The organism is Lactobacillus sp., from assembly GCF_014803895.1.
The window spans coordinates 116,263-129,048 of sequence record NZ_JAAVAU010000023.1; the positions used below are offsets into that span (position 1 = coordinate 116,263).

Annotated in this window: 10 protein-coding genes; all 10 read left to right on the forward strand. The window is 35.6% G+C overall.

Features of this window, described 5'->3' with window-relative positions; all coding sequences use genetic code 11:
- The first annotated feature begins 7 nt into the window (after positions 1 to 7).
- Positions 8 to 1,522, forward strand: a complete 1,515-nt coding sequence (locus HDR40_RS07400) for a bacterial Ig-like domain-containing protein (protein WP_290627949.1) — start codon at positions 8 to 10, stop codon at positions 1,520 to 1,522.
- A gap of 141 nt (positions 1,523 to 1,663) precedes the next feature.
- Positions 1,664 to 3,400: a glycoside hydrolase family 3 N-terminal domain-containing protein gene (locus HDR40_RS07405; protein WP_290627950.1), complete on the forward strand. Its 1,737-nt coding sequence runs from the start codon at positions 1,664 to 1,666 to the stop codon at positions 3,398 to 3,400.
- Positions 3,401 to 3,753: 353 nt separating this feature from the next.
- Complete coding sequence (locus HDR40_RS07410; RefSeq protein ID WP_290627951.1) at positions 3,754 to 4,785, forward strand: sugar-binding domain-containing protein; 1,032 nt, start codon at positions 3,754 to 3,756, stop codon at positions 4,783 to 4,785.
- A gap of 53 nt (positions 4,786 to 4,838) precedes the next feature.
- The gene (gene gap, locus HDR40_RS07415) at positions 4,839 to 5,855 is read left to right on the forward strand and encodes a type I glyceraldehyde-3-phosphate dehydrogenase (RefSeq protein ID WP_290627953.1); all 1,017 of its coding nucleotides are present in this window, start codon (positions 4,839 to 4,841) and stop codon (positions 5,853 to 5,855) included.
- 94 nt (positions 5,856 to 5,949) lie between these two features.
- Entirely contained in the window at positions 5,950 to 7,164 is a 1,215-nt protein-coding gene (locus HDR40_RS07420; RefSeq protein WP_290627954.1) for a phosphoglycerate kinase, read from the forward strand.
- Between the two features lie 21 nt (positions 7,165 to 7,185).
- On the forward strand, positions 7,186 to 7,941 hold the full coding sequence (tpiA, locus tag HDR40_RS07425) for a triose-phosphate isomerase (RefSeq protein WP_290627955.1): 756 nt from the start codon (positions 7,186 to 7,188) through the stop codon (positions 7,939 to 7,941).
- A gap of 49 nt (positions 7,942 to 7,990) precedes the next feature.
- Positions 7,991 to 9,289 (forward strand): phosphopyruvate hydratase, encoded by a 1,299-nt coding sequence (gene eno / locus HDR40_RS07430; protein ID WP_290627956.1) that lies wholly within the window; start codon positions 7,991 to 7,993, stop codon positions 9,287 to 9,289.
- 118 nt (positions 9,290 to 9,407) lie between these two features.
- The gene (gene secG / locus HDR40_RS07435; protein WP_290627957.1) at positions 9,408 to 9,641 is read left to right on the forward strand and encodes a preprotein translocase subunit SecG; all 234 of its coding nucleotides are present in this window, start codon (positions 9,408 to 9,410) and stop codon (positions 9,639 to 9,641) included.
- A gap of 69 nt (positions 9,642 to 9,710) precedes the next feature.
- The gene (gene rnr / locus HDR40_RS07440) at positions 9,711 to 12,038 is read left to right on the forward strand and encodes a ribonuclease R (RefSeq protein WP_290627958.1); all 2,328 of its coding nucleotides are present in this window, start codon (positions 9,711 to 9,713) and stop codon (positions 12,036 to 12,038) included.
- Between the two features lie 5 nt (positions 12,039 to 12,043).
- The gene (gene smpB, locus HDR40_RS07445; RefSeq protein WP_290627959.1) at positions 12,044 to 12,502 is read left to right on the forward strand and encodes an SsrA-binding protein SmpB; all 459 of its coding nucleotides are present in this window, start codon (positions 12,044 to 12,046) and stop codon (positions 12,500 to 12,502) included.
- The last annotated feature ends 284 nt before the right edge of the window (positions 12,503 to 12,786 follow it).

A 12,786-nucleotide genomic window follows, 5' to 3' on the forward strand; every position in this document is an offset into this window, starting at 1 on the left:
AGGAAAAATGAAAAAATCACTCAAAGTTACTTTAGCTGCAAGCGCATTATTTGCGAGTGGAGCTATTTTTACTGAAGCAAATGCTAATCATGTAGATGCTAAAACTTACTCAAAGGCAGTTACTAAGATTGCTGGGAGCAAGGACTATTCAATTTATCGTACTGTATCAAGTAAAGGCCCGTCTGGTAAATTTACTTCAACTAAATATTTTAAGTATGGACAAATTCAGTCTAAAAATTATGTTTCAACAAAAAAAGGAACTTACTGGGATATTTATGTTGACGGACGTCATATTGGTTGGGTAAATCAAAATTTCTTTGCAAGAAATAAGATTTCTGTAGCTAATGATGTATCATTAGTAAATAATGCAGACTACAATTTTAATCCTAAAGATGCTATTAACTATGTCACTGATAGTCAAGGAACAGCTGTTGATCCAAGTAAGGTCAGCGTAAATTATAAATCTATTAGTTCAACCAAGGCTGGTGTTACTAAAGTTAGTTATACTTATAAAAAAGCCAAGGCTTGGGTGAATGTTACCGTTAGAGATAACAAAGAAGAAGGGGATAATTCAGCTACTTTGACTCCACAAAAAGGTTTTAAAGCTGTAAGCGCTTGGAAGGGAAGTTCTAAAGGATCCTCAAGTAATTGGAACGCTGCCCACCACTATGCATCAGAAACGCGTACTAACACTATTAAAGGAACTAATGGCTTAACTTTAAAGACACGTTTATTCCAACCTCGTTTTGTTAGTTTAGGATATAATCAAGCAGCTGATGTAATGGGACAAGTGGGAGTAATTCCTGAAGGTATTACTGTAAATAATAATATTTTTGTCTCTTCAATGTATTCAAATAGTAATGATGATCATGGTCATTTAGTTTCTTATAATTTGAATCATGTTAAAAGTGCGATTGCAGCACAAAATCTAACCAGTATGAATTGGAGCACCTTTAAATCTTATGCTCAAAATATTAAAGTGAGCCCATATATTAAATTGGGACATGGTCAATCTTTAGGTTCAAGTAAGAATTACATTTATGTAATGGCTAATAATAAGTATTCAAATGGTCCTCAATCTGAAGAAATTTTACAAATCAGAAAGAGCGATATGAAGATTAATAAAATTTGGACATTTAGGATTGCAGATAATCGTTATATTCATAATGCTACATTTGTAGGTGATAATACTATGTATGCTTTATTTCATAATGGTGGAAATGGCTACTATGAATACTGGAAATTAACGAGAAATGGTGATGAATGGAATGCAGAAGAAGTCGGTGCTACTGATGGAAATTTTGTTTCAAATGGTTCACCAGTTCAAGGTTTTGCATATGGTAATGGTAATTTTTATATTGGCTTTAATGATAATATTTTCAAAGTAGCTGAAAATGGTAAGGCTAAGAGTCATTATCAATTTAATACTCGTCGTGAAATTGAAGGTATGTCAGTAAATGGTTCAAACCTATATGTAGAGTTTGCTCAACGCTCAGAATTAACTGTAGGTAAAGCAAATTAACTAAAATAAATAAAACTCCAAGATTTTGATCTTGGAGTTTTATTTATAATATTAAGGTTTTATTTCAGCTGTTTACAAAAGCTTTATTCTTCAATATTGTTATTATATCAAAAAGTAATTTATATATTTATTGAGGGAAATATGAATAAATTAAAAAAGTTTATAATATCAGCAGTTGCTGGAATAACGATTGTTGGATGTTTTGGGGGCTTACTTTCTAAAAAGATTCAAGCTGCTACTAGTCAAGTTACAGATAGTCAAATTGATGATTATATAAAAAAGGCAAGCTTAGAGCAAAAAATTGGTCAGATGTATATCGCACGCACCCCACAGAAGTTGGGAGAAGCTGAACATGATGCATACAAATATAATTTAGGTGGCTATATTATATACGATGAAGACTTAAAAGGTTATACTCAGGATCAATTTAAAGCGAAGATGGATACTTATCAAAAAGCTGCTCGAGTTCCATTATTAGTAGGAATTGATCAAGAAGGTGGGTTGGTATCTCGTTTGACCCATACAGGATTTGTTGCTCAAAATGGTGATCAGTTTAGTTTTCCGCGTCAGCAATATCAAAATGCTGAAAAGAAAGAAGAAGGTACTGGCTTAGATGCAGTTGCTACGTATGCGGCAGAAACAGCAAGTTTATTACGTGGATTAGGTATTAATTGGAATTATGCTCCGGATGCCGATTATAGTGATAACTCAACAAGTTTTATTTATCAACGTGGTTTCGGTGGTGTGTTAGGTAAAAAGAGTTATGAGGCAACGGCTGATTATATTAGTACTGTGGTGCCTGCTTGGCAGCATGATAATTTGGTTGCAGCAACGCTTAAGCATTTTCCAGGCTATGGGGATGCTGCTGATACGCATACAGGATTTGCACATAATACAAAAGCTAAAAGTAAACTTTTAAATGAGGATATCTTACCATTTAAAGCAGGTATAGAAGCTGGTGTAGATAGTGTTATGGTTACCCATGTTATTTATGATAATTTGGATTCAAAATATCCAGCTTCGCTTTCTAAGAAAATCAATAAATTACTGCGTAATAATTACAAATTTAATGGTGTTATTGTGACTGATGCGTTAGAAATGGGTGCAATTGAAAATTTCGCAAAACAACAAGGTAACACTAGTGCGGATGTTTTAGCAGTAAAAGCGGGAAATGATATGATTATGAGTGCTGATTATGTTAAAGGAATACCTGCAATTGTAAAAGCTGTAAAAAAAGGTCAAATTTCACAAAAACAAATTAATGCATCAGTCAAAAGGATTTTACAGTTAAAAAATAAACTTAATCTATTATCATCAGCTGATCTTGTAATAAAAAAGGCAGCTAAAAAGACTTTTTCATTAAATAGTGTTTCATATAATAAAGTAAAAACTACTGCAACTATTTCGGGTAAGGCTGGTAAAAATACTCAGCTAAGCGTGCAAGATAGTGGTACTGGAAAAGTTATTAAAACGTTTAGAGCGGCTAAAGACGGAAAATTTAAAGTTAATATTACTTTGAAAAATAAATCTCAAAATGTAAATTTATGTGCTAAGAACTATATTAGTACAGATATTCTTCTTGATGCTAAATATGCTAGTACAGTAAAAGCTAAAAAGTTTAAATTGAATAAAGTTTCTTATAACAAAAAGAAAACTAGTGCAATTATTTCAGGAACTGTGCCTGATAAAGGTGCAGAGGGTTCTACAGTAGTAAAGGCGGTAAATTCTAAGAACTCAGTTTTAAGTAAAGCAGTTGTCGGTAAAGATGGAAAATTTTCTCTTAATATAAAGACAACTACTAAAAAACAAAGTATTAAGATTATTGTTGGTGATGGTAAGGAATATTCTACTCAAGCGTTAACAATTCAAGCTAAATAATAAAAAAGCGCATATACTTCAATTGCGAGGTATAGGCGCTTTTTCTATTAACTTATGACTCCCCTGAGAGTCGAACTCAGATTTTAAGAACCGGAATCTTACGTGCTATCCATTACACTAAGGAGCCGTACTATATTGATTATATCAAATTATTACAAAAGTACAAAGATATTATAATTTTAGAAAGCTGAGTGAAAGTCTTGAATTATAAAAATGATATTGCTATACTATGAGTTGTCGAAGGAGAAATGTGAATTTAATCTAATTCTACGTTTCTCTAATATTTTTAGCTTTTTTGGGTCGTTATGCGTCACACCTAGGGACAAATAGTGACCCGTGGAGGGAGCAAGCTCATGGACTCGGATTTAACCTTGCTACAAAGCTTAGTTCCTGATATTTTAAAAATAATTCGACAACGTTTTCTTGTTCTTGAACAGATTTCGCTGTTAGCTCCAGTTGGGCGAAGAGTTGTTGCTAAAAAATTAGGATTAAGTGAACGCAATATTCGAACTGAAACTGATTATTTAAAGCAACTTGGTCTAATTGAAGTTAAAAGTTATGGTATGATTTTAACTGAGAAGGGGAAGCGGACCTTAAAAGAAGCGGCTCCTTTGATTGATAGGTTATTTAATGCCAGTCAGCAAGAAATAAAACTAGCGCAAAAGTTAGGAATTGAACGGGCTATAGTTGTTCCGGGAGATTTAGATCGTCAAGAACGAGTAATTGATTTAGTAAGTGAAGAGTTAAATTCAGCTCTGGATTTACTATTGCCGCTGGGTAATAATATCATTACTGTCCTAGGCGGCTCTACCGTAGCAGGCGTTGCTAGACATTTATCATCCAAGTTGCATCGTTACCGGGAACTTCTATTTGTTCCTGGAAGAGGTGCGGTAGGAGAAAGTGTGGAATGGCAAAGTAATACAGTAGCACAAATGATGGCATCTCGAACAGATGGTCAGCATAAAGGCTTGTATTTACCTGAGAATGTTTCTTCAGAAGCATTAAAAATATTAATTCAGGATACAAATATTGCGAATGCGATTTCAAACATTTATAATAGTAATGCAGTCATTCATGGAATTGGACGTGCCGATGAAATGGTAAAAAGACGTAATCTTGATTTGATTATGCGTTCAAAGATTCGTGAAAAGGGTGCTGTGGCCGAATGTTTCGGGTATTTCTTCGACCAACAAGGTAGAGTAATTGATAGAATTCCTCGAATTGGGTTACAACTAGAGGATTTAGATAAAATACCTCATGTATTTGCAATTGCAGCTGGGTCAAGTAAAGCCAGCGCGATTCAAGCTTACATGCATCATGCTCCAAAACAAACGTGGTTAATCACGGATGAAGGAGTCTCAAATAAGGTTTTAAAGGGGAAGTAATTCCCGTTTAAAATAAATTGTTACTACATATTTCCTAAGGAGGAAAAACCAATATGACAGTTAAAATTGGTATTAACGGTTTCGGCCGTATCGGACGTTTAGCATTCCGTCGTATTATGGACTTAGGCGAAAAGTCTTCAGATATCGAAGTTGTTGCAATTAACGACTTGACTACTCCAGCACTTTTAGCTCACTTACTTAAGTACGACTCAACTCATGGTACTTTTGACCACGAAGTTTCTGCTACTGACGACGCAATCGTTGTTGATGGTAAGGAATACCGTGTTTACGCTGAACCACAAGCACAAAACATTCCATGGGTTAAGAACGACGGTGTTGACTTCGTTCTTGAATGTACTGGTTTCTACACTAGCAAGGCTAAGTCAGAAGCTCACCTTCAAGCTGGTGCAAAGAGAGTTTTAATTTCTGCTCCTGCAGGTAGCGATCTTAAGACTATCGTTTACGGTGTAAACGATGATACTTTAACTGCTGATGACAAGATTGTTTCAGCTGGTTCATGTACTACTAACTCATTAGCTCCAATGGTTAATGCTTTACAAAAGGAATTTGGTATCGAAGTTGGTACTATGACTACTATCCACGCATACACTTCAACTCAAATGCTTTTGGATGGTCCTGTACGTGGTGGTAACTTCCGTTCAGCACGTGCTGCTGCTATCAACATTATTCCTCACTCAACTGGTGCTGCTAAGGCTATTGGTCTTGTAATCCCAGAATTGAACGGTAAGTTGAATGGTCACGCACAACGTGTTCCTGTTCCAGATGGTTCTGTAACTGAATTAGTATCTATCTTAGGTAAGAGCGTAACTGCTGATGAAGTTAACGCAGCTATGAAGAAGTACGAAAGTCCTTCATTCGCTTACAACGATAACGACCTTGTTTCAAGCGATATCTTAGGTATGACTGCTGGTTCAATCTTTGACCCAACTCAAACTATGGTAACTACTGCAGGTGACAAGCAATTAGTTAAGACTGTTGCTTGGTACGACAATGAATACTCATTCACTTGCCAAATGGTTCGTACTTTGTTGAAATTTGCTACTCTTTAATCATTAGTTTGATTTAATTTTGTAGTAATGAAGGCGGAGGGAGATTCTCCTTCCGCCTTTTTTTAAAGATTTGATTGTAGAGGTACATAATCATATGTCTAAATTAGGTATTGAAGATCTTAAGGATCTTAAAGGTAAAAAAGTTTTAGTTCGTGTTGATTTTAACGTTCCAATTAAGAACGGTGTTATTGGTGATGACAACCGTATCGTTGCTGCATTACCAACCATTAAATACATCATTGAACATGGTGGTAAAGCTATCTTACTCAGCCACTTAGGCCGTATTAAGAGCGACGCTGATAAGAAAGAATTAAGCTTACGTCCAGTTGCTGAACGTTTAAGTGAATTGCTTGATAAGCCTGTAACTTTTGTTCCTTCTAATGAAGGTAAAGAAGTTGAAGAAGCTATTGATAACATGCAAGATGGTCAAGTTGTTGTTCTTGAAAACACTCGTTTCCAAGATATTGACAATGACTTTGGCAAGCGTGAATCAGGTAATGATCCTAAGCTTGGTGAATACTGGGCAAGCTTGGGCGATATCTTCGTAAACGATGCATTTGGTACTGCTCATAGAAGCCACGCATCAAACGTTGGTATTGCTACTGCTATGAAGAATGATGGCAAACCTGCAGCTGCTGGTTACTTATTACAAAAAGAAATTAAGTTCTTAGGTGACGCTGTTGAAAACCCTGTACACCCCTTCGTAACTATCTTGGGTGGTGCTAAGGTTTCTGATAAGATCGGTGTTATTGAAAACTTGATTCCTAAGTCAGATCACATCTTAATCGGTGGTGGTATGGCCTACACCTTCTTAGCTGCACAAGGTCATAGTATTGGTAAGTCATTGTTTGAAGAAGATAAACTTGATCTTGCTAAGAGCTTACTTGAAAAAGCTGGCGATAAGATTGTATTGCCTGTAGATAACGTTGCTGCAACTGAATTCTCAAATGATGCTCCTCACGAAGTTGTTGGTGATGACATTCCTGATAACGAAATGGGCTTGGATATTGGTCCTAAGACTGTTGAAAAGTTCAGAGAAATCTTAAAGGATGCTAAGACTGTTGTATGGAATGGACCAATGGGTGCTTTCGAAATGCCTAACTACGCAGAAGGTACTTTAGAAGTTGGTCGTGCATTAGCTGACTTGAAGGATGCTGTTACTATCATTGGTGGTGGTGACTCAACTGCTGCAGCTAAGCAATTAGGTATTGCACCAAAGATTAGCCACATTTCTACTGGTGGTGGTGCTTCACTTAACTACCTTGAAGGTAAGGAATTACCAGGTATCGCTTGCGTTTCTGACAACTAATTAATAGGAAGGACTATTTTAATGCGTACACCAATTATTGCTGGTAACTGGAAGTTACATATGAATCCAGAACAAACCACTGAGTTTGTTAATGCAGTTAAGGATCAATTACCAGATCCAAGTAAAGTTGAATCAGTTATTGCTGCTCCTGCAGTTGACCTTTACTCTTTAGTTGAAGCTGCTAAAGGTAGCAACTTACACACTAGTGCTGAAAATGCTTATTTTGAAGTAGAAGGTGCTTTTACTGGTGAAACTTCTCCTAAAGTTTTAAGTGAAATGGGTGTTAACTACTGTATCATTGGTCACTCAGAAAGAAGAGAATACTTCCACGAAACTGATGAAGATATCAACAAAAAGGCTAAGGCTCTTTTTGAAAACGGTGTAACTCCAATCATTTGCTGTGGTGAATCACTTGAAACTCGTGAAGCTGACAAACAAGATGAATGGGTTGTTGCTCAAATCAAGGCTGCTTTGGATGGTTTAACTGCAGAACAAGTTTCAAAACTTGTTATTGCTTATGAACCAATTTGGGCAATTGGTACTGGTAAGACTGCTTCATCAGACCAAGCTGAAGAAATGTGCAAGACTATTCGTGAAACTGTAAAAGACATTTACAACGAAGAAACTGCAGAAAATGTTCGTATTCAATACGGTGGTTCTGTAAAGCCAGCTAACGTTAAGGAATTAATGTCCAAGCCTGATATCGACGGTGGTTTAGTCGGTGGTGCTTCACTTGATCCTGAATCTTACTTAGCTTTGGTAAACTACCAAGATTAATTTAGTTAACAATTTATTTAAACGGAAGTATAAAAAAAGGAGAATTTCCATGTCTGTTATTACTGATATTCACGCACGTGAAGTCCTTGACTCTCGTGGTAACCCAACTATTGAAGCTGAAGTTTACACTGAATTAGGTGGCTTTGGTCGTGCTATTGTACCATCTGGTGCATCTACTGGTGAACATGAAGCTGTTGAATTACGTGACGGCGATAATTCACGTTTCAATGGTACTGGTGTTTTAACCGCTGTTGAAAATGTTAACGGTGAAATTGCTAAAGCTGTTATTGGCTTAGATGTAACTGATCAACGTTTAATTGACCAAACTATGATTGATTTAGATGGTACTCCAAATAAAGGTCGTCTAGGTGCTAACGCAATTTTATCTGTTTCATTAGCTAGTGCACGTGCAGCAGCTGATGAATTAGGATTGCCTTTATATGAATACTTAGGTGGACCTAATGCTCACGTTTTACCTACTCCAATGATGAATGTTATCAATGGTGGTAAACACGCAGATAACAACGTTGATATTCAAGAATTTATGATTATGCCAGTTGGTGCTAAGTCTCTCCATGAAGCTGTTCGTATGGGTGCAGAAACTTTTCACGCTTTGAAGAGCATTTTAAGAGAACGTGGTGAATTCACTGGTGTTGGTGATGAAGGTGGTTTTGCACCTAACTTGAAGAACAATGAAGAACCATTTGAAATTTTAGTTGAAGCTATTCAACGTGCAGGTTACAAGCCAGGTGAAGATATCGCTATTGCCTTTGACTGTGCTGCTTCTGAATTCTACAATAAGGAAACTAAGAAGTATGTGACTGTTGCTGATGGTCGTGAATATACTGCTGAAGAATGGACTTCATTAATTGAAGATTTAGTTGATAAGTACCCAGTAATCTCAGTTGAAGATCCATTGGATGAAAATGACTGGGAAGGTTGGAAGACTTTCACTGAACGTTTAGGTAAGAAGATTCAAATTGTTGGTGACGATTTATTCGTAACTAACACTGATTACTTGAAGAAGGGTATCCAAAAGGGTGTAGCTAACTCTATCTTAATCAAGGTAAACCAAATTGGTACTTTGACTGAAACTTTTGAAGCTATTGAAATGGCTAAAGAAGCTAGCTATACTGCTGTTGTTTCTCACCGTTCAGGTGAAACTGAAGATACTACTATTGCTGATTTGGTTGTTGCAACTAACGCTGGTCAAATTAAGACTGGTTCTATGTCAAGAACTGATAGAATTGCTAAGTACAACCAATTAATGCGTATTGAAGAAGCTTTAGGTTCAACTGCTCAATACAAGGGTATCCACAGCTTCTACAACTTACACAAGCAATTTTAATTAATTACTTGAAGTTTAAAGGTCTCTCGTAAGAGAGACCTTTTTTGTTTAGCAATTGTATAAGATTTATGTTAGAATTTGTACAGTGATTAATTTTTAGGCAAATGGAGGCAGCACTTTGTATAACTTAGTCATGACGCTGCTCATTATTGTAAGCTTTCTAATTATTATAGCTACATTGATGCAGCCGCAAAAACAACAAGATGCTTTAAATGCCTTATCTGGTGGTGCTGTATTCAGCGGCCAGACAAAGAAACGGGGCTTTGAGGCACTAATGGAGAAGATTACCGCCGTATTATTAGTGATCTTTTTCCTATTAGCCATTATTTTGGCAGTACTTTCATCTAAGTAAGAGAAAGAAGCCTCTCAAATGAGAGGCTTTTTTATCGCCTAAAAAGTAATAAAGAAACGAGGTTTTATAATGGCACAAAATGAACCAGTATTGGCTGGAGTATATGAAATTTTTCGTCATAATCCCCAAACTCAATATGATGTAGATGAACTTGAAAAAGCTATGAGTCGTAGTCAGCGCTACCCCTTCTCAGATTTGGTAAAGGCTTTGACATTTTTAGAAAATGCAAAAAAAATAGTTACTGATGGTCATGGGAAGTATCAATTAAATCAGGTAAATAGCGAAGTAGAAGGTGTATTTAAAGCTAATGATAAAGGCTTCGGTTTTGTTCGTTTGGATGATGAAGCTGTTGATGATGTTTTTATTGATAAGCATAATACGAAGTTTGCAATTGATGGTGATCGAGTAAAGGTTAGAATCATTGCTGGAGCAAATCCATGGAATGGTAAGGGGCCTGAAGGTGCCATAGAAGATATACTTGAACGTGGAGTAGAAGACTTAGTTGGAGAGTTTCATCCTTATTCAGATGAAGCTGTCGCTAAAAGTGGATACTGTGGTTATGTAGTTAGTGAAAATCGTAAGCTAAAGAAATATAAGATTAATATTTCTGACAAGGGTATCAAGCCTCAAATGGGTGATATGATAAAGATCTCTATTACGAGATATCCTAATGAAGAGAATCCAGATGACATGGAAGGTATTGCCCTTCTTACTATTGGTAATAAAAATGATCCTGGTGTTGATATCATGTCAATTGTGGTTGACAATGATATTCGAACTGATTGGCCAGAAGATGCTATGGAACAAGCTAATGCTATTCCAGACCATGTGACTGAAGAAGATAAGGCTAAAAGAATAGATATTACTGATCAACCAGCAGTTACAATTGATGGTGATGATTCTAAAGACTTTGATGATGCTGTTGTTTTGTGGAAGTTACCAAATGGAAACTATCACTTAGGTGTTCACATCGCTGATGTATCTCATTATGTGAAAGAAAAATCTCCATTAGATAAAGAAGCCTTTCAGCGTGGTAATAGTACTTATTTAGTTGATCGTGTAATTCCAATGTTACCGTTCAGACTTTCTAACGGTATTTGTTCTTTAAATGAGGGTGTAGAACGTTTGGTTCTCTCCTGTGATATGGAAATTACGCCAGATGGTAGAAGAGTAGGTTATAAGATTTATCCTTCTGTAATGAAGTCCCATGGTCGTCTTACTTATAACAAAGTGAACCAAACTTTGGATGATAATCAAAAAGATCCACAAGAAGAAAAATATCGTAAATTAAAACCAATGCTTCAAGAAATGGCCCATCTTCATAGTGCTTTATATAAACAACGTCATCAACGTGGTGCAATTGATTTTGAAGAACCGGAAGCTAAAATTATTGTTGATAAACAAGGTAAACCAACTGATATTGTTCTCCATGAGCGTGGAACTGCAGAAAAAATGATTGAATCATTCATGTTAATGGCTAATGAAACAGTAGCAGAAGATTACTTTAAGAAACATGTTCCTTTCTTATATCGTGTTCATGAAACACCCGATGAAGAAAAAATGCAAAGCTTTTTTGAATTTGTTAGTGCATTTGGTTTAAATGTTAAAGCTGATCCTGCACATGTAAAACCAATTGATTTGCAAAAGATTGTTTCTAAAACTGAAAATACGCCAGAAGAAGCAGTTGTTCAAATGATGATGTTAAGAAGCTTAAAGCAAGCACATTATTCACCAGAACCTTTAGGACACTTTGGCTTGGCTGCTGAATTTTATACACACTTTACTTCACCAATTCGTCGTTATTCTGATTTGATGGTGCACCGGATGATTCATGAATATGGAGATCACGGTATGGGCGATGAAATTCAGAAACATTTCAGCTCACAATTACAGTCAGTTGCAGATCAAACTTCAACTCAAGAACGTAAGTCAATTGATACTGAACGTAGTGTAAATGATTTGAAGATGACAGAATTTATGGCTGACAAAGTTGGACAAGTATTTGATGCAATTGTATCTTCAGTAACTAGCTTTGGGATGTTTATTCAACTTCCTAATACAGTTGAAGGCTTAATTCATATCTCTAAATTAAATGATGACTACTATAATTTTGACGAAAAATCTTTAACTCTTACAGGACGTAATTCTCATAAGAGATATAAGATTGGTATGCCAATCAAGGTTAAATTAATTAGAGCTGACGTAGAACAACATCAAATTGATTTTGAAATCTACGATCCTAATGCACCTAAGAGAGACAATAAACGTGGGAAAAATGGTCAAAGAAGACGTAATTTCCACCGCAGTCATTCTCGCAATAGAAATAGTAAAGATGCTAATGTAAGAAGTAATAACTTTAGCATTAGAAGAAATGCAAATAAGTCTAAGAAAAAATAAATATCATGAAAGAAAAACAAGATAATCTGATAGCTCAGAATAAAAAAGCAAGTCATGATTATTTTATTAAGGAAACAATTGAGGCAGGAATTGCTTTAACTGGAACTGAGATTAAATCTGTTCGTGCTCGTAGAATTAATTTACGGGATGGCTATGTCCAGATAATAAATGGTAATGCTGTCTTGGAAAATGTTCATATTAGCGAGTATAAAGAAGGTAATCGTTATAATCATGATCCACTAAGACCACGTCAATTATTACTTCATAAACGTGAAATTAATCGCTTGGCTGGTATTCAATCACAACAAGGAATGACAATAATTCCGTTGAAAGTTTACTTAAAGCATGGTTTTGCTAAAGTATTAATTGGGGTTGGTCAAGGTAAAAAGCAATATGATAAGCGTGAAACAATAAAAAAACGTGATCAAGAAAGAGAATTGCGTAGAAAGTATCGGACACGTTAAAAAAAGAGGATTTTTAAATCCTCTTTTTTATTTTGTCCCCTCTTGATAAATAATAAAGATTCTGATAATCTGTTAAAATATAATTTAACGAAAGGGATTACAATTGTGCAGAATAAATTTGATCTAGCGCGAAGAGCACTTCATGAAAATTTATCCTTGTCAATGGTAGAGAAGTATTCCGTTAAAGAAGTTTGTCAAATAACAGGTTATACTAAGTCTACATTTTATCGTCAATTTAATTCATTACCAACATTTTTTGCATGTTGTATGAGTCATGAAATAAG

Excerpts from the sequence above, each read along its gene's own strand:
- HDR40_RS07420 (WP_290627954.1), top strand. The coding sequence starts at position 5,950 with ATGTCTAAATTAGGTATTGAAGATCTTAAGGATCTTAAAGGTAAAAAA.
- HDR40_RS07410 (WP_290627951.1), top strand. The coding sequence starts at position 3,754 with ATGGACTCGGATTTAACCTTGCTACAAAGCTTAGTTCCTGATATTTTA.
- HDR40_RS07400 (WP_290627949.1), top strand. The coding sequence starts at position 8 with ATGAAAAAATCACTCAAAGTTACTTTAGCTGCAAGCGCATTATTTGCG.
- tpiA (WP_290627955.1), top strand. The coding sequence starts at position 7,186 with ATGCGTACACCAATTATTGCTGGTAACTGGAAGTTACATATGAATCCA.
- smpB (WP_290627959.1), top strand. The coding sequence starts at position 12,044 with ATGAAAGAAAAACAAGATAATCTGATAGCTCAGAATAAAAAAGCAAGT.
- eno (WP_290627956.1), top strand. The coding sequence starts at position 7,991 with ATGTCTGTTATTACTGATATTCACGCACGTGAAGTCCTTGACTCTCGT.
- rnr (WP_290627958.1), top strand. The coding sequence starts at position 9,711 with ATGGCACAAAATGAACCAGTATTGGCTGGAGTATATGAAATTTTTCGT.
- gap (WP_290627953.1), top strand. The coding sequence starts at position 4,839 with ATGACAGTTAAAATTGGTATTAACGGTTTCGGCCGTATCGGACGTTTA.
- HDR40_RS07405 (WP_290627950.1), top strand. The coding sequence starts at position 1,664 with ATGAATAAATTAAAAAAGTTTATAATATCAGCAGTTGCTGGAATAACG.